A 20,518-nucleotide genomic window follows, 5' to 3' on the forward strand; every position below is an offset into this window, starting at 1 on the left:
CCCCGCAGAGCTGATGTTACTTTTCGTGTTCACTTGGGCACCATACGTATCAAAGATCGTTCGGGGGGAGTAAATGCGCATTCGAACACGTCTCGTGCTGGCCGCACTGCCGGTCGGCACAGCCCTGCTGCTCCCCGCCTCCGCCGGAGCCTGGCCCAACGACACGGGCGACCCCTTCACGATGAAGGTGGACGACGTGGGCTGCCGGGCCGGACGGGCGGCCGTCACGCTGCACAACCAGGGCACCCAGCCCGTAAGCTTCGACCTGCGATCCGACGGCACCAGCACGGCCAGCGGCTCGATCCCGGCCCGCAAGACGATCGTCAAGCAGGTCGAGGTCAGGAAGGGCAGCCGCGCCGAGATCGAGGCCTACTCGGTCACCGAGAACCAGCCGGACACGCTCATCGACTCGACCTTCGTCGAGAACGACTGCCCCTGGGGCCACCACCTCGACCGCCTGCCCTTCAGGAGCCACCACGCCGCCCATCGCCTGCCTTTCACCGGCCCGCCCACCGACCTGATGGGCAAGCTGGCCACGGCCGGCGGGCTGGTCGTGATGGGCTGCATCCTGTGGTGGTACGGCTCGATCTGGCCGAGGTCGAAGCCCTGAATCGCCTCACTCCACCGGTTCGACGAACGCCCCTGCCCGGGCGGCGGCCAGCGTGCGCACCACCGACCGTTCCGCGACCGCCGGCGTCACGGGCTCCCTGGTGACCACCAGCCGGTAGTAGAGCGGCGCCGAGATCGCGCGGATCATCTCCGCGGCATGGGTGCCCTCGGGCAACTCCCCCCGCTTGACGGCCAGGTCCACGACGCCGACCCATTCCTCCAGGCGGCGCAGATGGAACGCGCGCAGTGCCTCGGCAGCCTGCTCGTCGCACGTCGCGGCGGCGACCACGGCCTGGAACGTGGCTCCGAGCCGCCCGTCGGTGAGCGCGCCCAGCACCGACAGGGCGTTGGCCCGCAGGTCGCCCTCGATCCCCCCGGTGTCGGCATGTGGCATCGACTGGTTGGCCAGCTCGTTCATGAGGTCGACCACCAGCCCCGCCCTACTCCCCCAGCGACGGTAGACCGTGGTCTTGCCGACTCCGGCCCTGGCCGCCACCTGATCCATGGTCAGTCCATGGAAGCCGTGCTCGACCAGTTCGTCCTGTGTGGCCTCCAGCACGGCAGCGCGTACCCGCGCGGTGCGGCCCCCCGGCCGCACAGTTCCCGCCAAACGGGAAAGTTGTCCCATTAAATCTCCTCACTTTGCTAACGCGGATGCGCGACGGATGACGACCGGTCGGCGGCTGGTACCGGCGTCGCTGCTCGGGCTCGTCGGCACGGGGTGATTCCTGATCGGCATGGCGATACTCGAGCGCTCCTCGCTCACGGGAGGCCTGACGACCTCGCCGGGGATGGTGTTGATCGGGGTGACCCGGGGACTCGCACCGCCGTCGTCATGCCCACCGGACTGTCGCTGCTGACCATGTTCGCGGAAGGGCCGCCATGGGCGCGTGCTCTGGGGCTGAACGGGGCGTTGACGTCGGCCGGGTTCACCTCACGGCGCCATTCTAGGCGGACTCCGACAGAGCCGTTGAGCCGCCGGCGGGGTGTGCCCGCGGCTCCTTGCTCCGATCGCGGCGGGGCTCGACCGCGTTCGGCAATACCGAACCACCCTGCGCTAGAGTTCCGGGTGTGGGAGAGACGATCCAGTCGGTCGAGCGGGCGGCCGCGATCCTGCGACTGCTGGCCTCCGGGTCCCGGCACCTCGGGGTGGCCGAGCTGGCCAGGGCGCTGGGCCTGCCGAAGGGGACACTGCACGGCATCCTGCGCACGCTGGTCCACGTCGGCTTCGTCGAGCAGGACCAGGCCACGGGCAAGTACCGCCTCGGCGCCACGCTGCTCCACCTCGGCAGCAGCTACCTCGACGTCAACGAGTTGCGCACCCGCGCCATCAACTGGGCCGACGCCCTGGCGGGGCGCAGCAGGGAGAGCGCCTGGATCGGCACCCCGCACGAGGGCCACGTGCTGGTGATCCACCACGTGTTCAGGCCGGACGACAGCATGCAGACCCTCCAGGTCGGCACCTACCTGCCGGCGCACGCCAGCGCCCTGGGCAAGGTCCTGCTCGCCTACGACCCCTATGACGAGGCCCCGCCATCGCCGCTTGAGCCCCACACCAAGCGCACCATCACCGACCCCGCCGATCTGCGCGCCGAACTCGACCTGGTCAGGACGCGCGGCTGGGCGGCCGAGACGGAGGAGCTGACCGAGGGCGAGGTGGCCATCGCCGCGCCGATCAAGGACCGGCGCGGCATCGTGGTCGGCGCCATCGGCATCAGGGGCGCGGTCGAGCGGCTGACCTCGGACGGCGCCCTGCACATGGAGTTCGTCTCATACGTACGCGACGCCGCCCGCGCCATCACCCGCGACCTCGCCAGGTGACTTGAACACCCCCGGGACCACCGAATACCATCCGTTCGGCATTGTCGAACCAGAGCTTTGCGAGGGAATCCCAGTGCCTCGACCGCACTACGTCGCAGCCATCGACCAGGGCACCACGTCCAGCCGGTGCATCGTGTTCGACCAGGCCGGCAACATCATCTCCGTCGCCCAGCGCGAGCACCGCCAGATCTTCCCCAGGCCGGGATGGGTCGAGCACGACGCGCAGGAGATCTGGCAGGCCGTGCAAGGCGTGCTGGCCGAGGCCACGGGCGAGTTCGAGATCGCCGCGCTCGGCATCACCAACCAGCGCGAGACCACCGTGTTGTGGGAGCGGGAGACGGGCCGGCCGGTCTGCAACGCGGTCGTCTGGCAGGACACCCGCACCGACGCGCTCACCCGCGCCCTGGCCGAGCACGAGGGGCTGTTCAGGGACAAGGCCGGGCTGCCGCTGACGACCTACTTCGCCGGGCCGAAGATCCGCTGGCTGCTCGATGAGATCCCCGGGCTGCGCGAGCGGGCCGAGCGGGGCGAGATCCTGTTCGGCACGATGGACAGCTGGCTGCTGTGGAACCTCACCGGCCGCCACATCACCGACGTGACCAACGCCAGCCGCACGATGCTGATGAACATCCACACGCTGGCCTGGGACGACGACCTGCTCGCCGCGCTGGGCGTGCCGCGCGCGATGCTGCCGGAGATCCGGCCGTCCGCCGAGGTCTACGGCCGCACCGAAGGCGGCGTCCCCGTGGCCTCCGCGCTCGGCGACCAGCAGGCCGCGCTGTTCGGCCAGACGTGCTTCGCGCCCGGCGAGACCAAGAGCACCTACGGCTCCGGCAGCTTCCTGCTCATGAACACCGGCCAGGAGCCGGTCGCCTCCAAGCACGGCCTGCTGACCACGGTCGGCTACCAGATCGGCACGGGCCCCGCCACCTACGCGCTCGAAGGCGCGATCGCCGTCACCGGATCGCTGGTGCAGTGGCTGCGCGACAACCTGGGCCTGATCTCCAGCGCGGCCGAGATCGAGACGCTGGCCAAGACGGTCGACGACAACGGCGGCTGCTACTTCGTGCCGGCCTTCTCCGGGCTGTTCGCGCCCCACTGGCGCTCGGACGCGCGCGGGGTGATCGCGGGGCTGACCGGGTTCGTCAACAAGGGCCACATCGCGCGGGCCGTCCTGGAGGCCACCGCCTGGCAGACGCGCGAGGTCGTGGACGCCATGAACGCCGACTCGGGGCTCGACCTGACCACGCTGCGCGCCGACGGCGGCATGACCGCCGACAACCTGCTCATGCAGACGCTCGCCGACGTGCTCGCGGTGCCGGTGATCCGGCCCATGGTGGCCGAGACGACCGCCCTGGGCGCCGCCTACGCGGCGGGCCTGGCGACCGGCTACTGGGCCGACCTCGACAGCCTGAAGGCCAACTGGCACAAGGCCGCGGAATGGCGTCCCGCCATCGACGAGGCCGCCCGCGAGCGTGAGTACCGCAACTGGAAGAAGGCCGTGGCCCGCACCCTCGACTGGGTCGAGCAATAGGAGTATGGCAATGACGATCGCGATCGGGACCGATCGGGCGGAGATCCGCCACGAGCTCTCCGGCACCACCTTTGACCTGCTCGTGATCGGCGGTGGCATCCTCGGCACCTCGGTGACCTGGATGGCCGCCCAGTCCGGGCTGCGGGTGGCGATGGTCGACGCGGGCGACTTCGCCGGCGCCACCTCCAGCGCCTCCTCCAAACTCGTCCACGGCGGCCTGCGCTACCTGCAGACCGGCAACGTCAGGCTCGTCGCGGAGAACCACCGCGAGCGCCGCGCCCTGGCCGCCGACATCGCGCCGCACCTGGTCAAACCGCTGACGTTCCTGGTGCCGGTCTACAAGGGCGGGCCGCACGGGGCCGCCAAGCTGGGCGCGGGCGTGTTCCTGTACTCGGCGCTGTCGGTGTTCGGCGACGGCATGGGCAAGGTGATCACGCCGCACCAGGCGCTGGCCAAGGTGCCCGCGCTGCGCACCGAGGGCCTGCGGGCCGCCGCCGTCTACGGCGACCACCAGATGAACGACAGCCGCGTGGCGGTCATGACCGTGCGCGCCGCCGTGGACGCGGGCGCGGTCGTGCTCAACCACGCCGAGGTCGTCGGGCTGCGCAAGACGGGCGGCACGGTGACGGGCGCCGACCTGCGCGACCGGTTCGACGGCACGGAGTTCGGGGTCTCGGCCCGCCTGGTGCTGAACGCCACCGGCCCGTGGGTCGACCACCTGCGGCGCATGGAGGACCCGGACGCCGCGCCGAGCATCCGGCTGTCCAAGGGCGCCCACTTGGTCATGCGCCGCCACGAGCCGTGGAAGGCGGCGCTGACCACGCCGATCGACAAGTACCGGGTGTCGTTCGCCATCCCATGGGAGGACCACCTGCTGCTCGGCACCACCGACGAGGCGTACGAGGGCGACCCGGCAGCCGTGGGCGCCACCGAGGCCGACATCACGCAGATCCTCGACGAGGCCGGGCACGCCGTGCGCGACACCCAGCTGCGGCGCGAGGACATCACCTACGCCTTCGCCGGGCTGCGGGTGCTGCCGGGCGGCCCCGGCGACGTGACGGCGGCCAAGCGGGAGACCGTGCTGACCCGGGGCTCCGGCGGCATGTTGTCGGTGGCAGGCGGCAAGTGGACGACCTACCGGCACATCGGCCGGCACGTCTTCGACACCCTCGCCCACCTGCCTGGCCGCCCCCTGGGCGACGACCTGGCCGACATCCTGCCCGCCGTGCCGCTGCCCGGCCTGGCCAGCCCCGACGCCGTCGCCCTGCGGCTGTGGACCGACCGTGACCCCGGCATGCGCATGGATCCGCTCGTGGCCCGCCACCTGGCCACGCACTACGGGTCGATCGCCTTCGACGTGGCCCGGCTCATCCGCGAGAACCCGGCGCTCGGCGAGCGCATCCACCCCGACGGCCCCGACATCTGGGCGCAGGCGGTCTACGCCCGCGACCGCGAATGGGCGGCCACGGTGGACGACGTCGTACGGCGGCGCACGACCCTCACCGTGCGCGGCCTCGACACGCCCGACGTCCGCGCCAGGATCGAGCACCTGCTCGGCTGAGATTCCCGCACCTCAGAGGTGGCCTGGCCGCCCGGCGGGGAAGGGGTAGGGCATGCTAACTCCCACGAACGAAGCCCTGCTGAGGCACTTCCGCGACCTGCGCGACGGCACTCACGGCCAGGCCGTCTCGCGGGAGGACAAGGAACACGTGTTCGACAGGGCGGTCGAGCTCCTGGACCCGGTGGCCCGCACCGCCCTCGAAGAGATCAACACCGACCTGCTGCTCGGCACCGGCGAGGTGGTGGCCAGCGGCATCACCAGGTCGCGAGAGGGCGGCCTCAACGCCATGTGGTCGCTGACCTGGCCAGAACAGCAGGAATCAGGCAACCAACCCATCGCCATAGTCGCCCACTACGGCAGGGACTTCCTGCACCCACACCTGAGAGGCAACACCGTAGGCGACTGGCCACTGAACGTCTTCGACCAGGCGGACGCCGAGGCCCAGCTCAACGTCTTGCGAGCCATAGCCGCCGCCGACACCCACAACCTGGTCTTCCAGGAAACCCACCGCCTGATCCCAGCGGTAACCCACGGAGCCGGCACCACGAGGTAATCGGCAGGCCCGCCGGCGAGACGCCTGTCCACAGACCACCCGCCGGTTTCAACTGCCGCGACGAGCAGGCCCCCCGTGTGACCACCCAGCCGGCCCACTGTGCGCCGTGACGACGGCCGGCCCCGTGCGGGTCAGAGGCCGTCCCCCTGGGGGCCCTCAACCACGTACGGCGTTTGGCGTGCCGTCGGCCTGCCGTAAAGAATCATGCTTCTGTAAAGCCCCTCGCACGCCCGCCGGCAGCTTCTCGGACGGCTGCCGCAACAGCCCCCGCCACGTCGGGGTGGAAGACGCTGGGGACGATGTAGTTGGGGCCCAGCTCCTCCGGAGTGACCACCGCGGCCAGGGCGTCGGCCGCGGCCAGCAGCATCTCCTGCGTGACCCCGCCCGCCTGAGCGTCCAGCAGCCCGCGGAACACCCCGGGGAAGGCCAGCACGTTGTTGATCTGGTTGGGGTAGTCGGACCGGCCGGTGGCCACCACGGCGGCGTGCTCCCTGGCGTCGTCGGGCGACACCTCGGGCTCCGGGTTGGCCAGCGCGAACACCACCGCGTCCTTGGCCATCGTGGCGATGTCGTCGCCGGTCAGGATGCCCGGAGCGGACACCCCCACGAACACGTCGGCGTCCTTGACGGCCCCCCGCAGGTCGCCCGCGTACCCTTCGGCGTTGGTGTGGTCGGCGATCCAGCGCAGCGACTCGTCCAGGTCGTCGCGCTTCTGGTGCACGGCCCCCAGATAGTCGCAGACGATCACGTTGCGCGCCCCGGCCGCCAGCAGCAGCCGCAGCACCGCGTTGCCCGCGGCTCCCGCGCCCGCCATGGTGATCTTGACGTTCTCGATGTTCTTGTCGACCACCCGCAGCGCGTTGGTCAGCGCCGCCAGCACGCAGATCGCCGTGCCGTGCTGGTCGTCGTGGAAGACGGGGATGTCGAGCAGCTCGCGCAGCCGGCGCTCCACCTCGAAGCAGCGCGGCGCCCCGATGTCCTCCAGGTTGATCCCGCCGAACCCGGGCGCGATCAGCTGGACCGTGCGGACGATCTCGTCGACGTCCTGCGTGTCGAGGCAGATCGGCCAGGCGTCGATGCCGGCGAACCGTTTGAACAGCGCCGCCTTGCCTTCCATGACCGGCAGCGCCGCCTCGGGCCCGATGTTGCCGAGCCCCAGCACGGCCGAGCCGTCGGTGACCACGGCGACCGTGTTGCGCTTGATGGTCAGGCGCCGCGCGTCCTCCTTGTTGCGGGCGATCGCCATGGACACGCGCGCCACGCCCGGCGTGTACGCCATGGACAGCTCGTCGCGGTTGCGCAGCGGCACCTTCGACACCATCTCGATCTTGCCGCCGAGGTGCATGAGGAACGTGCGGTCGGACACCTTGTGGATGACGACGCCCTCGACGGCTTCGAGCTGGTCGACGATGGCCTGGGCGTGGTCGGTGTCCCTGGCCGCGCACGTGACGTCGATGCGGAGCTTCTCGTGCCCCGCGTTGGTGACGTCGAGGGCGGTCACGACGCCCCCTGCCGACTCTACGGCGTGCGTGAGCTGGCTCACGGCCTTGCCGCCTGCGGGCACCTCAAGACGCACGGTGATGGAGTACGACACACTCGGGACGGTCGCCACGTCAATCGCTCCTTCGGGACTGACCAAGAATGCCTCCCATGTTAGGGGGCTTTTCGTCAATCCAGTGCCTCGGCTGCGGTGACGATCAGATCGACGCATGTCGGCACGGGGATCGTGGTGCTGTCGAGAACCAGATGATACTGACAGGGATCCCCTGGATCGACCCGGTAGAAGTGGCGGACGTAGGCCGTCCGCGCCCGGTCGTTCTCCTCGATGATCTTGCGGGCGTCGCGCTCGCTCAGCTCGCCCAGCGTCGCCGTCTGCCTGATCCTGCGTTTGACCGGCGCGTCGAGCCGGACGTGCAGCGCGCCAGGATGCTCGGCCAGCACCACCGCGCCCGCCCGGCCCAGGAAGACTCCGCCCTGGTCCTGGGCCAGTTCTTTGAGCATGCGTTCGGTGCGGCGGACGAACTCCTCGGGCGCGAACGGCATCGCGCCCGGCACGTACATGTCGACTCCCCCGAAGGTGACCGTCGGCAGGCGCATCGCCCCGGACAGCAGCCTGCCGAGCCCGTGTTCGGCCCGGTCGTCGTGGACCAGGGCCTCTTCGAGCGTGCAGCCCAGCTCACGAGCGACGGCACCGGGGATGGCGCGGTCGATGAAGGGCACACCGAGACGCTCGGCCACGGCCGGGCCGATCTGGCTTCCGGCCGTGCCGTATGTGGCCGATATCGTGACGACCCGCATAACCCCAGGTTAAAACAGTGCGCTCGCCAAAGCTCTACGAGCTTTGACCAAAGATGGGTCGTCGGCGGGCAACGCGTCGAAAAGGCCGAGCAGATGTTTCCTGACCTTGTCGCGATCGTCGCCCGAGGTGCGCTTGACCACGCCGATGACGCGGGCGAACGCCTCGTCGACCTGGCCGGACAACATCTCGAAGTCGGCCGCGAGGAGCTGGGCGTCGAGGTCGGCCGGGTCCTGCAGGCGGCGCTGCACGTCGTCGGGGTCGGCCGCCTCGGTGCGCTTGATCAGGCCGACGCCCGCGAGCCCCATCTTGGCGTCCTCGTCGCCCGGCGCCCTGGCGAGCAGCCGCTGGTAGGCCTGCTCGGCCGCGTCGAGGTCGCCCGCCTCGATGGCCTGCTCGGCCGCCACCATGTCGGGGTCGGCGGGCGGGCCGGCCGGGGCCTCCTCCTGCTCGCCGGGCTCCGCGGGGGGCCTGGCGTCGGGGTTGGCCTGGTAGAACTGCTCGACGGCGCCCATCAGCTCGTCGAGCCAGCGGCGCACCTCCTGCTCGGGCAGCACCTGCTGGAAGCCGGTGACAGCCTGGCCCTGGAAGATGGCCAGCACGGTCGGGACGGCCTGCACGCGCAGCGCCTGGGCGACCTGCGGGCTGGCGTCGACGTTGACCTTGGCCAGGACGGCTCTGCCGCCGAGGTCGCCCACCACCTTCTCCAGCACCGGGCTGAGCTGGGCGCTGCCCGGTGCTCTCGGCGACCAGAGGTCGAGGACGACAGGCACGCTCATCGAGCGTTCGACGACCTCGGCCGTGAACGACTCTTCCGTGACGTCGACGACGTCGGCCGACGCGGCCCCCTGGGGACCCGCGGCCCCCCGCCGGGCCTGCGCCTCCAGTGCCTGCTTGCGCGCGCCCAGATCTACCGCTCCATAGAGCGACCCGGGCCTAGAGAAGTCCGCCATGCTCTTCATCTTGCCGTATGGACGGGCCCGCGAAGTCACCCGCCGCCACCCGTAGTGTGCGCAACTGGTCGAACAACTGCTGGAGTTCGTCCTCGGCGTACATCGTGAGCCCGAACTCGGCCCCCATCAGATCGGCCGTGGCACGCCGCACGACGTCCCTGCCGGCGTCGGTGATCTCGGCCAGCACGCCGCGCCCGTCGCGCGGATTGGGCAGGCGGCTGACGAACCCGGACTTCTCCAGCCTGTCCACCGTGTTCGTGACACTTGTGGGGTGCACCATCAGCCGTTCGCCGATCTTTGACAGTGGGAGCGCGCCCGTCCTGCTGAAGGTCAGCAACACCAGTGCTTCGTACCTGGCGAAGGTCAAGTCATATGGCTTCAGCAGCGAGTCAAGTTGCGACAGCAGGATCTGGTGCGCTCTCATGATCGAGGTGACTGCGGCCATGGCGGCTGAGGGCCCGAAGTGCTCGCGCCACGACTCCGCGGCGCGGTCGATCGGGTCGAACGGCAGGTTGAGCGGCTTCTGCTGCGACACAGCGCTACCGTAGCGCGCCTCTCGTCCCAGTTCGTCTGATTACTGTCTGCGACAGGCCTCTCTGCTTGACCAAGAATCCGGACATCAATCATCACGCTCAGTTATGGTTCTCCTACGTATGGTGAGGCGGATGCCAAGTCCATCGGCCGTGGGGACCGGCCTGGACTGATCGTTTCCGCCTCGCCGAGGGGGCACGGGGGGTGCTTGATGAACTTCAGCGGGAACAAGGGTGCGTGAGCACTCGGGCGTTTCACGAGAGGAGCTGAAGCAGAGCGCGGCCGTCACGGTGGCCGTGCTGCTGGCTCTCGGCCTGGTCGCGGCGTGGAATGTCCTGATCCCTGGCGTAGACGCTTGGGAGAACATCGTGGCCGCGGTCATCGGCTCGCTCCGTCTGACGGGGCCGGTGGCGGCCGCGTTCGCGGCGTGGGTCGCGCTGCGCAAACGCCGCGCGCTGCGCGGGCGCCCGCTCACGACGTGGCGGGCGCTCAAGGCGCCGCTGGCGATCGTGGTGGTGGTGCTGGGCTCCTTCGGGGCGACAGTGCTGGTGCTGGCGGTCAAGACCGTGCTCACCGACCAGGCGGGCCGGGTGAGCCTGCCGGGGCTGGGCATGGGCATGGCGGGGCTGGCGCTCTACTCGGTGATCGGGTGGGTGGCCGGCTGGGTGCTGCCCAAGGCGTTCACGCCGCCGCTGGCCGGGCTGGCCTGCTACGGGGCCTTCTCGTGGCTGGCCGACAACCGCGGGTGGGCCGACAAGCTGGCGCCCGGCACCGGCGAGCCGTACGACCTGTTCCAGGGGCTGAACGGAGCGCCGTTCTTCGACCAGACCATCTGGCTGCTCGGCATCACCGCGGCGCTGCTGCTCGGCTGGGCGGCGCTGGTCACCAGGCAGGCCCTGGTGCTGGTGTGCGCGCTGCTGGCGGTGCTGGCGGCGGGGATGGGCGTGTCACGGGTGCTGACGCAGCCGAAGCCGGCCGCGGCCGAGGACATCGCCTACACCTGCCAGGAGTGGCCGATCACGGTGTGCGTGCACCCCGGCATGCGGGCGGGGCTGACCGAGTTGGGGGCGGCCTTCACGCAGATCGCCTCACGGCTGGCGGGCACGCCGGCGGCCTTCACCCGGGTCGAGCAGCGTCCGCTGGACGACGAGCTGAAGCCGTCCAACGGGCTCGCGCCGATCCACGTGCCCGACCTGTCCGCGGGGTTCGCGGAGGAGGCCGCCTACGGATACATCGACTCGCTGGCGCCCAGGTGCGTCGATCCGATCGCGGAGGGCTACCGGGCGCTGGTGATGGCCTGGCTGCGCGGCGAGCCGCTGCCGCAGGGCCCCTCGCCCGAGCACCAGTACGTGACGGCGTCGTTCTCGTACTGGAGCGAGCACCAGCGCAGGGAGTGGCTGCGCATGTTCTACAGCGACTTCCAGCAGTGCCGGCTGTCGGGCACGCATTTCGGCGGCGGGCCCGCGCCCGCGCAGGTGGCCCCGTCCGTGCGACCGGCCCCCTCCTCCAGCCACGTCTACCCGGTCTTCCCCAGTCCTGGCGGCGGCGGCACCCCGGCCTCGGCCGACCCCGCGCCGAACCCGTCCGCGGCGCGGCCGGAGGAGCCGGCGCTGGGCTGGGTGCCGGACGCGCCGGTCGTCGGCTGGCCGCCCGACTCGCCCGCGGCCGCCTGGGCGCCGGACGCGTCCACGGTGGGCTGGTCCGACCCGTACACCTCCCGCTCCGGCATGTCGGCCTCGCACGGCGGCAGGCCGGCCGAGCCGAAGTCCGCGACGCGGGAGGACGCCTCGGAGGTTCCCGATCCGGCGGACCGGGGACCGAATATGTCACCAAAGGACCAGCAAAGGTGATCGTCCAGCGGGTAGTCATGCACGCATGACGACTTCCCGTACGACGCCGCCCGAGGTGGTCCCCGGGCGGCGGCGCAGGTGGCGATACATCGCGGGGTTCCTGGTCCTGGCGGTTCTGCTCGTGGTGGGCGGCCGCCTGGCCTGGACCTGGCTGAACCCGCTCGGCGAGCAGACCATCGACCGCAGCCAGCCGGTGGTCCTGCAGTCCATCAAGGACATGAGCCGCTTCGAGGCCGCGACGGGGACCTTCCAGGTGGTCGTGGACCTGGAGAAGGACGCCAAGTTCCTGCCGGACGCGGTCAAGGGCACCCGCACGCTGTTCGTCGGGGCGGGCGGCGTGGACGCGTACGTGGACTTCTCCGCCATGGCGACCAACGCGCTGACGATCTCGCAGGACCGCACCGAGGTGACCGTGCGTCTGCCGCGGGCCCAGCTGGAGAAGCCGAACCTGGACAACAGCCGCTCGTACGTGTTCGCGCAGCAGCGCGGCCTGTTCGACCGGGTGCAGGACTTCCTGTCCGGCTCACCGGGCGACCAGCGGGAGCTCTACCTGCTGGCCGAGAAGAAGATCAGCGAGGCCGCCGTCGCGAGCGACCTGCGCGCCAGGGCCGACGCCAACACCAAGGCGATGTTGTCGGGCATGCTCAAGTCGCTCGGCTTCACGAAGGTCACGGTCAAGTACACCGACGAGCCCTAGCTCACGGCCGCCTTAGTCGCTCTGTGCGCCCTCCTAAGTATCTTCCTAGCCACCCCTACGCCCAGAGATAAGACATACGCCCGATGTGTCGCACAGGGCCTTAGGACGAGTCTTGAGAGTGCGGGGGACGACAGGGTCCCCACGAACACAGGAGCGACTCGGATGAACGCCGAACTCGAATACACCATGATGCAGCACCACGCCTCCGAGCTGCGGCGGCGGGCGGCCGAGGAGCGGCGTGCCCGCGAGGTGATGAGGGGCGGGGCGCCCGAGGGCCGTCGGCGCTCGGTCTTCGCCAAGTTCCTCTCGTCATGACCGCCCACAAGCAGCCCGGCCGCACCCTCCCTCGCGGCCGGGCTGAAATGCCCCCTTAGGGGGCGGCGTTGCGAAGCCCCGGTCCCGTTCCTGGTCGGACCGGGGCATCGCGCTGTCAGCTCGTGAGTCGCCTCAGGGGACGCGGATGAGGAGGGCGTCGCCCTGCCCGCCGCCGCCGCACAGCCCGGCGGCCCCGAGGCCGCCGCCGCGGCGCTTGAGCTCATGCGCCAGCGTCAGCACGATGCGCGCCCCCGACGCCCCGATCGGGTGCCCCAGGGCGATGCCGCCGCCGTTGACGTTGACCTTCTCCAGCGGCACGCCCAGTTCCTTGACCGACTGCAGCACCACACTGGCGAACGCCTCGTTGATCTCCACCAGGTCCAGGTCGGCGGCCGTGTGGCCCTGCTTGGCCAGCGCCTGCTTGATCGCGTTGGCGGGCTGCGACTGCAGCGAGGCGTCGGGCCCCGCGACGTTGCCGTGCCTGCCGATCTCGGCCAGCCACGCAAGGCCGAGCTCCTCGGCCTTGGCCTTCGACATCACCACGACCGCGCAGGCCCCGTCGGAGATCTGCGAGGCGGAACCCGCCGTGATCGTCCCGTCGGCGGCGAAGGCGGGCCGCAGCTTGGCCAGCGTCTCCGCGGTCGTGTCACCGCGCACGCCCTCGTCGTCCTTGACGATCAACGGCTCGCCGCGCCGCTGCGGGATCTCCACCGGCACGATCTCGTCCTCGAAGACGCCGTTCTTGGCCGCGGCGGCGGCGAGCTGGTGGGAGCGGGCCGACAGGGCGTCCTGCTCCTCGCGGCCGATGCCGAGCCTGGCGTTGTAGAGTTCGGTGGACTCCCCCATCGCGCGCTGGTCGAAGGCGCAGAACAGGCCGTCGTGGGCCATCGAGTCGACCACCTGCGAGCCGCCGTACTTGACGCCCTTGCGCAGGCCGGGCAGCAGGTGGGGGGCGTTGGTCATCGACTCCATTCCGCCCGCCACCACGATGTCGAACTCGCCCGCGCGGATGAGCTGGTCGGCCAGCGCGATGGCGTCGAGGCCCGACAGGCAGACCTTGTTGATCGTGATCGAGGGGACGGTCATCGGGATGCCGGCCTTGACGGCGGCCTGGCGTGAGGGGATCTGGCCGGCGCCGGCCTGGAGCACCTGGCCCATGACGACGTACTCGACCGCCTCCGGCGCCACGCCGGCGCGGGCCAGCGCCGCCTTGATGGCCAGGCCGCCGAGGTCGGTGGCCGACTGCCCGGACAGGGCTCCGAGGAGCTTGCCGATGGGGGTGCGAGCTCCCGCGACGATGACGGAACTGGACATGGCGACGGCCTCCTGTGCTCACGCGCGGGTTCTTTGACACCATACCCACGGGTAGATGGATGATCGCTATGGAGGTGAGACACACATGTTCATGCGGATCGACCACATCGGCATCGCCTGTCACGACCTGGAGGCGAAGATCGCGTTCTTCTCCGAGACCTTCGAGCTTGAGGTCGTGGCCCGCGAGGTCAATGAGGAGCAGGGCGTCAAAGAGGCCATGCTGCACATCGCCGACGGCGAGGGCGGAGGCTCCTACATCCAGCTCCTGGAGCCTCTCTCGGACGACTCGCCCGTGGGGAAGTTCCTCGCCAGACGGGGTGAGGGCGTTCATCATGTGGCGTTCGGTGTTCGCGACGTCACCGAAACCATGGCTAAGATCGACGCGAAGGGTGTAAGGCTGCTGGACGAGCGCCCCCGGCACGGGTCGCTGGGCTCACAGATCGCCTTCCTGCATCCCAAGGACGTAGGGGGGATGCTCACCGAGTTGGTCCAAGCCGCCAGCCCCGACGAAATGGCCAAAAAACGTTCATAAGTAACTAGTCACGCAGAAACGTGGACGGGGCTTCGCAGGGGGCACCGGCGGAGTACGCTTGACCTTCCACCGGACATGGGGCCTGCCGCGAGGCACAGGCTCTGGTACGGATGCCCCGAACCCCCCGTCCGGCCCGTGTAGCCGTCTCGACAACCCAGGATTGAGCCTCCATGCAGTCCGACATCGACGCCCAGCTCAACAACTTCTTCGAGGACGCCCCCGCACGCGAGTTCGACGTGGTGCTGCGCGGTTACGACCGGCATCAGGTCCACGATCATCTGAAGCAGCTCGACCAAGAGCTGCGCCAGGCCCGCGAGCAGGCCGTCGGCCTTCAGCGCGATCTGTCCGACTCCCAGCGCCAGCTCCAGGAGCAGGAGCGTCCGACCTACTCCGGTCTCGGCGCCCGCATCGAGCAGTTGCTCCGTCTGGCCGAAGAACAGGCCACCGAACTCGTCCAGGCCGCCAGGTCCGAGGCCAACGAGATCAAGGCCGCCGCCAAGGTCGAGGCGGCCGACATGCGCGCCGCCGCCGAGGCAGAGGCCGCGGAGAAGCGCGCCCAGGCCACGCGCGAGAGCGACGAGATGCGCACCACCGCCGAGCGCGACGCGGAGGAGATCCGCTCCACCGCCCGGCGCGAGGCCGACGAGCTGACCAACACCACCGAGCGCGAGGCCGCCAAGCTGCGCGCCACGGCCGACCACGAGGTCGCCGAGAAGCGCGCCGACGCCGAGCGGGAGATCGCCAAGCTCCGCACCACGACCGAGCGCGAGGTCGCCCAGTTGCGGGCCTCCACCAAGCGCGAGCGCGACGAGGTGCTCACCACCGCCAAGCGGCAGGCCGACGAGATGCGCGCGCAGGCGCAGCGGGTGCTGGAGGAGTCGGAGGCCAAGCGGGCGCAGGACGAGGCGGAGTTCGAGATCCAGCTCGCCTCCCGCCGCGAGGACGCCGAGCGGCAGGAGGCCGAGCGCCACGCCAGCGCCCAGGCCGCCACGCAGAAGCTGGTCGCCGAGGCCGAGCAGCGCGCGGCCACGGCCGAGTCTCGGGCCACGAAGGCCACCCAGCAGGCCGAGCAGACCCGCCGCGAGGCCGACCTGCACGCCAAGCAGCTGGTCGCGAACGCCCGCAAGAGCTCCGAGACCATCGTGTCCGACGCCAAGTCGAGCGCCGAGACGATCGTCACCGAGGCGAAGACCGAGGCCGAGCGCACCCGCACCGCCATGCAGCGCCAGGTCGACGAGCTCACCCGCCAGCGCGACAGCATCACCAGCCACCTGGCCCAGCTTCGCCAGCTCCTCGGCGGCGCCCCGCTGCCGGGCATGGAGTCCGAGGCCGCGGTCACGGCGGCCCCGCCGAAGCCGGCGCTCGCCGCGCCCGCGATCGACAGCCCCGCGCCCGCCACGACGCCCGCACCCAAGGTCGAGGCCAAGTCCGAGGACGACGCGGAGTGGTGGCAGGAGTAGGCACGAGGTAGCAGCCACACGGGGGCTCTGTACGACGGCTGGCAAGCGAGAGAGCCTGGCGATCTGATGGTCGCTAGGCTCTCTCTTTGTGTCGGACTCCGTGGAGTTCGACATGGTTTGTCGCCAACCCCCGGAGAGTTCCCTTGTCCGCAGATGTCGAGCCATCCCCCGGGAAGGAATCAGCCCAGACCCCCGGGAAGGACACACCCCAGGAGGAAACGCAGCCGTACGGGCTGCCAGGAAAGCCTCTCGCCCGCGGCCCGTTCCTGTTCGGGCTGGTCGGCGGACTGGGGGTGCTGACGGCGATCGCGATCGCGCAGATGGTCGTCAACTCGCTCAGCACGATCATCCTCGTGGTCGTGGCCATGTTCCTGGCCGTCGGGCTCAACCCGGCCGTCGAGGCCTTACAGCGGCGGGGCCTGGCCAGGCGGGGTGCGATCTCGATCGTGTTCACCGGGGTCATCGTGGTGTTCGTGCTCTTCGGGCTGGCCGTGGTGCCGCCGGTGAGCCATCAGCTCTCGGAGTTCGTCGCGGCGGTACCTGGCTACCTCAAGGAGCTGAGCAACCATCCCCTGGTGCGCCAGCTCGACGCGGAGTACAGGGTCGTGCCGCAGCTCACGTCGTTCGTGACGACCACGCTCGGGCCGTCGCTGGCCTCGGGGATCATGGGTGCGGGGCTCGTGGTGCTGAACGGCCTCTTCACGACCGTGACGCTGCTGGTGCTCATGCTGTACTTCCTCGGCTCCCTGCACACGATCAAGGACTATATGCTCAAGCTCGTCCCGGCCTCCCGCAGGGACAGGACGCGCGCGATCAGCGAGGAGATCCTGACCGGCATCGGCGGGTACGTCGCGGGCAACGTGCTGATCTCGGTCATCGCGGGCGTGCTGGCGTGGATCTTCCTGTCGATCGCCGACGTCGAGTACGCGCTCGCGCTGGCCCTGGTGGTGGCGCTGACGGACCTGATCCCGCTGGTGGGCGCCACGATCGGCGCGGTGGTCGTCTCCAGTGTGGCGCTGCTTCAGTCGCTGCCCGCCGGCATCGCGTGCGCGATCTTCTTCGTGGTCTACCAGCAGGTCGAGAACTACCTCATCTACCCGAGGGTGATGAAACGCTCGGTCGACGTGACGCCCGCCGTGACGGTGATCGCCGCGCTGTTCGGGGGCGCGCTGCTCGGCATCGTCGGCGCACTGCTGGCCATCCCGGTGGCGGCGGCGATCGCGTTGATCATCCGCGAGGTCGTGGTGCCCCGCCAGGCGCGAACATGAGCGGCCGGGAGGGCGCGACCACACCGGCCCCGCCCTCCCGGCCCTGACCGCCCGACACCCTCCAGCGTCACCACCGCGCCCCGCCCAGCAGCGTTCCGAGCGGCGCTGTCACCTGCGTGCGCCGCCCAGCAGCGAGCCGACGAAGGCCGTCACCGCCGCGTTGAACGCCTCGGGCTGTTCGACCGCGCTCAGGTGGCCGGCCTTGGGGATGATCTCCAGCCGGCTTTCCGGGACGGCGCCGGCCATCGCCTCGGCGTCGGCGGGCGGCGACAGTTCGTCCTCCTCGCCCACGACGACCAGCAGCGGCGCCTTGAGAGCGCCCAGCGTGTCGAAGGAGTCGGGCCGCGCGGCCATGGCCCGCTGCGCCCAGGCGACGGCGCCCGGCGGCGCGGACTGCACCAGCCCCTTGACCCGCCCGAACACCATGGCCCGCCGTTCCTTGGTGGTCTGCCCGATGAGGCCCGGCAGCACGTCGCTGACCAGCACCTCGCTCCCGTCGGACAGCACCGCCTGGGCGATGCGCTCCCGGTTGGCCCGCGCCGCAGGCGGGTCGGGGCCCGCCTTGGTGTCGGCCAGGATCACGCCCATCAGGCGGTCGGGGTGCCGGCGGCAGAAGGCCATGGTCACGTAGCCGCCCATGGACAGCCCGCCGACGACGGCCTTGTCGATGCCCTCGTCATCGAGCAGCCTGGCGACGTCGTCGGCCATCAGGTCGAGTGACGGTTCGTCGTCGCCCAGCCGCGACCCGCCGAAACCTCGCAGATCAGGTGTGATGACCCGGCAGGCTCCGGCCAGCCCTTCCCGCTGGGCCAGCCACATGGCCGACGACAGGGGAAACGCGTGAAGCAGCACAACCGGGAGCCCGGTCCCGGCCGATCGTGTGTAGAGCTGCACGGACCACACGGTAGCCCGGTTCACCGCGACAATCACTCAAATCCCATGCCGATATGCACCAGTGGCACCCGACCGGATCAGATCGCGGTGGCTCCCCCGTCCACGAACAGCACCTGCCCGGTCATGTACGCCGAGGCAGAACTGGCCAGGAAGACGGCCGGTTGGGCCATCTCCGCCACGGTCCCCCAGCGCCGCATGGGCACGGTGGCGACCGTGGCGGCGCCGCCTGTCTCGTCCTCCCACAGGTTGCGGTTGAGGTCGGTGGCCGTCCAGCCGGGGCACAGGGCGTTGACGCGCACCCCGGCCCCGGCCCACTCGACGGCCAGCGTCTTGGTCAGGGCCACCAGCCCGGCCTTGGCGGCGGCGTAGGGGGCCAGGAAGGGCGCGCCGAGCGCTGCCACGGAGGCCACATTGATCACGACGCCGTCGCCCCGGCCCAGCAGGTGGGGGGCGACCGTGTGGCAGACGGCCATGGCCGAGTCGAGGTTGAGGCGCATCAGCTTGTCCCATCCGGACAGCCGCAGGTCCTTGAACTCGACCAGGAAGTTGGAGCCACCGGCGTTGTTGACCACGATGTCGAGGTGCCCGAGCCCGTCGATCGCCGCCGCCACGGCGCCCGCCGCGGCCTCGCGGTCGGTGAGGTCGGCCGGGATGACGACCGCGCGCCGTCCCAGGGCCTCGATCTCCTTGCCGACCTCGGCGAGCCGCTCGGCGGAGCGGGACACGAGCGCCACGTCGGCGCCCGCTTCTGCGTACGCGAGCGCGATGGCCCGTCCGATCCCCTTTGACGCGCCGGTGACCAGTGCCTGCCTGCCTGTGAGATCGAACGCGCCCACGCCGCCTCCTCCACGTCGAAACCGAACAAAATTCTAACCGGGAACGCCACCGGCGCGGGGCCACGAAGGCCCCGCGCCGGTCATTCACTCAGCGAACCGGATCAGCCCATACCGCCGAGCCAGAAGTCCAAGAAGTCGACCATGTCATCGATGATCTTCGGACTGCGAGAGCTCAGCTCCATGGTCGCGCCTCTTCTGGTGTTGTTCGTCAGCTCGACCTTGTCCTTTTTGAAGATGTTCTCAGCCTGGCCGATGCGGTTGCGCGGGAGGCTCGACGGCGGCCTGCCCTGCGGGTACATCCGGCCGTTGCCGTAGACGGTGTACGACTGGGTCGGCTGGGCGGTGCCGTCGTTCCGGTAGACCTGGCTCGGCCGTGGCCGTGCCGGCTGCCGGTTCGCCCTGGGCGGCGCCTGCCGCTGCGTCGACCTGTGGCTGGTCGGACGCCGCGCCGGGCGAGAGCGTGCCTGCTGGACCCCTCTGGGGATCCGGCCTGCCCGGTGGTTGCGCCGCTGAGCCGCCTGCGCCATCCGCCTCTTGGCCGCCGCCTCGCGGGCCGCCTTCCTCGCCTCTCTGCGGGCAGCCGCCGCGGCCCGTCGCCTCGCCGCGGCCTCCCGAGCCCGTCTGGCCGCCTCTGCCGCGCGCCTTCTGGCCTCCGCCGCGGCCCGCTTCCTGGCCGTCTCCGCGGCCCGCTTCCTGGCGGCCTCCTGGGCGCGCTTCCTGGCGGCCTCCAGGGCCCGCTTCCTGGCCTCCTCCCTGGCCTTCTTCCTGGCCTCCTCCAAGGCCCGCCTCCTGGCGGCTTCCCTGGCGCGACGGATCGCCTCCCGCCTCAGGGCGCGCTGGGCGGCCCTCTTGGCGAGGTAGCGAGCCCCGAGCCTGACACCGATGCCGACCACGACCCAGACCCACTGACCGTCGGGGTCGGTCATCGTGACGGGGCTGTTGTTGGCGTAGGCGTAGGCGTTGAGCTGCTGCGGGTCGACATCATCGATGATCGGGTCCACCGACAGGAACCGGCCGTTCTTCGGGTCGTACTCACGGGCGCCCAGGTGGACGAGACCGGTGGTCGCGTCCTTGGTGCCGCCGACGAACCCGCGCTGTCCCGGCCACCAGGGTGGCGCTGTCCCGCGGTCTTCACCGAACGGGGTCGACCTGCGCACCGCCAGGTCACCGTTGCCGGCGTTGACCGCAGCTTGAGCGGTGCCCTGGTGGTCGGAGGCCAGGAAGTACACCTGGTTGTCCGGCGTGCGCACCGCGATGGGCTGATCGTTGACGGTGTAGTAGCGGGTCTGTTCGACCACGTCCTTGGCGAAGTCGAACCGCAACTCCATGTCGTCCACATACAGCGTGGCGTCGGTGGGCGTCTTGCGGATCAGCCGATCGCCCTCGGCGTCGTAGACGAACGACGTCGTCTTGCCCGCCTCGGTCACCGACTCCAGGTTGCCCTCGGCGTCCCACAACAGGCTCTGATCGGCGGTGCCGACCTTGCGCCGGGTG

20 protein-coding genes are annotated in these 20,518 nt (G+C 70.5%); 11 read left to right on the plus strand and 9 right to left on the minus strand.

Annotation, left to right across the window (positions count from 1 at the left end):
* Positions 1-73 precede the first annotated feature (73 nt).
* Complete coding sequence (locus tag ACFOY2_RS50450) at positions 74-610, plus strand: hypothetical protein (protein ID WP_379535318.1); 537 nt, start codon at positions 74-76, stop codon at positions 608-610.
* A 6-nt stretch (positions 611-616) separates the two neighbouring features.
* On the opposite strand, the gene ACFOY2_RS50455 is transcribed toward ACFOY2_RS50450, so the two are convergent.
* A complete protein-coding gene (locus ACFOY2_RS50455) occupies positions 617-1,237 on the minus strand; it encodes a TetR/AcrR family transcriptional regulator (protein ID WP_379535319.1) in 621 nt (206 codons plus the stop codon).
* A 443-nt stretch (positions 1,238-1,680) separates the two neighbouring features.
* Here ACFOY2_RS50455 and ACFOY2_RS50460 point away from each other — a divergent pair, with 443 nt between their 5' ends.
* The 4 genes from ACFOY2_RS50460 (at position 1,681) to ACFOY2_RS50475 (ending at position 6,078) form a co-directional block, all read left to right on the plus strand.
* Positions 1,681-2,430 carry an IclR family transcriptional regulator gene (locus ACFOY2_RS50460; RefSeq protein ID WP_357823388.1) on the plus strand — a complete coding sequence of 250 codons (750 nt, stop codon included), beginning with the start codon at positions 1,681-1,683 and terminating at the stop codon, positions 2,428-2,430.
* Positions 2,431-2,503: 73 nt separating this feature from the next.
* Positions 2,504-3,964: a glycerol kinase GlpK gene (gene glpK / locus ACFOY2_RS50465; protein WP_379535320.1), complete on the plus strand. Its 1,461-nt coding sequence runs from the start codon at positions 2,504-2,506 to the stop codon at positions 3,962-3,964.
* 10 nt (positions 3,965-3,974) lie between these two features.
* Complete coding sequence (locus ACFOY2_RS50470; RefSeq protein ID WP_379535321.1) at positions 3,975-5,525, plus strand: glycerol-3-phosphate dehydrogenase/oxidase; 1,551 nt, start codon at positions 3,975-3,977, stop codon at positions 5,523-5,525.
* A 52-nt stretch (positions 5,526-5,577) separates the two neighbouring features.
* Entirely contained in the window at positions 5,578-6,078 is a 501-nt protein-coding gene (locus ACFOY2_RS50475; RefSeq protein ID WP_379535322.1) for a hypothetical protein, read from the plus strand.
* Positions 6,079-6,280: 202 nt separating this feature from the next.
* On the opposite strand, the gene ACFOY2_RS50480 is transcribed toward ACFOY2_RS50475, so the two are convergent.
* The 4 genes from ACFOY2_RS50480 to ACFOY2_RS50495 are packed head-to-tail and all read right to left on the minus strand — an operon-like array spanning position 6,281 to position 9,862.
* Positions 6,281-7,690 carry an NAD-dependent malic enzyme gene (locus ACFOY2_RS50480; RefSeq protein ID WP_379535323.1) on the minus strand — a complete coding sequence of 470 codons (1,410 nt, stop codon included), beginning with the start codon at positions 7,688-7,690 and terminating at the stop codon, positions 6,281-6,283.
* A 56-nt stretch (positions 7,691-7,746) separates the two neighbouring features.
* Positions 7,747-8,376: a cytidylate kinase-like family protein gene (locus ACFOY2_RS50485; RefSeq protein WP_379535324.1), complete on the minus strand. Its 630-nt coding sequence runs from the start codon at positions 8,374-8,376 to the stop codon at positions 7,747-7,749.
* Between the two features lie 9 nt (positions 8,377-8,385).
* Complete coding sequence (locus ACFOY2_RS50490) at positions 8,386-9,327, minus strand: tetratricopeptide repeat protein (RefSeq protein ID WP_379535325.1); 942 nt, start codon at positions 9,325-9,327, stop codon at positions 8,386-8,388.
* Complete coding sequence (locus ACFOY2_RS50495; protein ID WP_379535326.1) at positions 9,311-9,862, minus strand: MarR family winged helix-turn-helix transcriptional regulator; 552 nt, start codon at positions 9,860-9,862, stop codon at positions 9,311-9,313. The genes ACFOY2_RS50490 and ACFOY2_RS50495 overlap by 17 nt, the downstream gene beginning before the upstream one ends.
* Positions 9,863-10,091: 229 nt before the next feature.
* Between ACFOY2_RS50495 and ACFOY2_RS50500 the strand changes: the two genes are divergently transcribed.
* The 3 genes from ACFOY2_RS50500 (at position 10,092) to ACFOY2_RS50510 (ending at position 12,720) form a co-directional block, all read left to right on the plus strand.
* Positions 10,092-11,708: a hypothetical protein gene (locus tag ACFOY2_RS50500; protein WP_379535327.1), complete on the plus strand. Its 1,617-nt coding sequence runs from the start codon at positions 10,092-10,094 to the stop codon at positions 11,706-11,708.
* Positions 11,709-11,733: 25 nt separating this feature from the next.
* A complete protein-coding gene (locus ACFOY2_RS50505) occupies positions 11,734-12,405 on the plus strand; it encodes a DUF4230 domain-containing protein (protein ID WP_379535328.1) in 672 nt (223 codons plus the stop codon).
* A 162-nt stretch (positions 12,406-12,567) separates the two neighbouring features.
* Positions 12,568-12,720 (plus strand): hypothetical protein, encoded by a 153-nt coding sequence (locus tag ACFOY2_RS50510; RefSeq protein ID WP_379535329.1) that lies wholly within the window; start codon positions 12,568-12,570, stop codon positions 12,718-12,720.
* A 132-nt stretch (positions 12,721-12,852) separates the two neighbouring features.
* On the opposite strand, the gene ACFOY2_RS50515 is transcribed toward ACFOY2_RS50510, so the two are convergent.
* On the minus strand, positions 12,853-14,034 hold the full coding sequence (locus ACFOY2_RS50515) for an acetyl-CoA C-acetyltransferase (protein ID WP_379535330.1): 1,182 nt from the start codon (positions 14,032-14,034) through the stop codon (positions 12,853-12,855).
* Positions 14,035-14,119: 85 nt separating this feature from the next.
* Here ACFOY2_RS50515 and mce point away from each other — a divergent pair, with 85 nt between their 5' ends.
* The 3 genes from mce to ACFOY2_RS50530 all read left to right on the plus strand — a co-directional run bounded on the left by mce (position 14,120) and on the right by ACFOY2_RS50530 (position 17,294).
* Positions 14,120-14,566: a methylmalonyl-CoA epimerase gene (mce, locus tag ACFOY2_RS50520; RefSeq protein ID WP_379535338.1), complete on the plus strand. Its 447-nt coding sequence runs from the start codon at positions 14,120-14,122 to the stop codon at positions 14,564-14,566.
* A 170-nt stretch (positions 14,567-14,736) separates the two neighbouring features.
* Positions 14,737-16,026, plus strand: coding sequence for a DivIVA domain-containing protein (locus ACFOY2_RS50525; RefSeq protein ID WP_379535331.1), 1,290 nt, complete (start codon positions 14,737-14,739; stop codon positions 16,024-16,026).
* A 143-nt stretch (positions 16,027-16,169) separates the two neighbouring features.
* A complete protein-coding gene (locus ACFOY2_RS50530; RefSeq protein WP_379535332.1) occupies positions 16,170-17,294 on the plus strand; it encodes an AI-2E family transporter in 1,125 nt (374 codons plus the stop codon).
* Between the two features lie 108 nt (positions 17,295-17,402).
* On the opposite strand, the gene ACFOY2_RS50535 is transcribed toward ACFOY2_RS50530, so the two are convergent.
* The 3 genes from ACFOY2_RS50535 to ACFOY2_RS50545 all read right to left on the minus strand — a co-directional run.
* A complete protein-coding gene (locus tag ACFOY2_RS50535; RefSeq protein WP_379535333.1) occupies positions 17,403-18,188 on the minus strand; it encodes an alpha/beta fold hydrolase in 786 nt (261 codons plus the stop codon).
* A 77-nt stretch (positions 18,189-18,265) separates the two neighbouring features.
* The gene (locus ACFOY2_RS50540; RefSeq protein ID WP_379535334.1) at positions 18,266-19,024 is read right to left on the minus strand and encodes an SDR family NAD(P)-dependent oxidoreductase; all 759 of its coding nucleotides are present in this window, start codon (positions 19,022-19,024) and stop codon (positions 18,266-18,268) included.
* 101 nt (positions 19,025-19,125) lie between these two features.
* On the minus strand, positions 19,126-20,518 hold a 1,393-nt coding region (locus ACFOY2_RS50545), incomplete at its 5' end, for an RHS repeat domain-containing protein (RefSeq protein WP_379535335.1).

The organism is Nonomuraea purpurea (assembly GCF_042650645.1).
Taxonomy (GTDB): Bacteria; Actinomycetota; Actinomycetes; order Streptosporangiales; family Streptosporangiaceae; genus Nonomuraea; species Nonomuraea purpurea.

Bases quoted from the DNA above. Each gene is read 5' to 3' on its own strand.
- ACFOY2_RS50490 (WP_379535325.1), bottom strand. From the start codon at position 9,327: ATGGCGGACTTCTCTAGGCCCGGGTCGCTCTATGGAGCGGTAGATCTG.
- ACFOY2_RS50475 (WP_379535322.1), top strand. From the start codon at position 5,578: ATGCTAACTCCCACGAACGAAGCCCTGCTGAGGCACTTCCGCGACCTG.
- ACFOY2_RS50515 (WP_379535330.1), bottom strand. From the start codon at position 14,034: ATGTCCAGTTCCGTCATCGTCGCGGGAGCTCGCACCCCCATCGGCAAG.
- ACFOY2_RS50470 (WP_379535321.1), top strand. From the start codon at position 3,975: ATGACGATCGCGATCGGGACCGATCGGGCGGAGATCCGCCACGAGCTC.
- ACFOY2_RS50455 (WP_379535319.1), bottom strand. From the start codon at position 1,237: ATGGGACAACTTTCCCGTTTGGCGGGAACTGTGCGGCCGGGGGGCCGC.
- ACFOY2_RS50505 (WP_379535328.1), top strand. From the start codon at position 11,734: ATGACGACTTCCCGTACGACGCCGCCCGAGGTGGTCCCCGGGCGGCGG.
- ACFOY2_RS50510 (WP_379535329.1), top strand. From the start codon at position 12,568: ATGAACGCCGAACTCGAATACACCATGATGCAGCACCACGCCTCCGAG.
- ACFOY2_RS50525 (WP_379535331.1), top strand. From the start codon at position 14,737: ATGCAGTCCGACATCGACGCCCAGCTCAACAACTTCTTCGAGGACGCC.
- ACFOY2_RS50450 (WP_379535318.1), top strand. From the start codon at position 74: ATGCGCATTCGAACACGTCTCGTGCTGGCCGCACTGCCGGTCGGCACA.
- mce (WP_379535338.1), top strand. From the start codon at position 14,120: ATGTTCATGCGGATCGACCACATCGGCATCGCCTGTCACGACCTGGAG.
- ACFOY2_RS50485 (WP_379535324.1), bottom strand. From the start codon at position 8,376: ATGCGGGTCGTCACGATATCGGCCACATACGGCACGGCCGGAAGCCAG.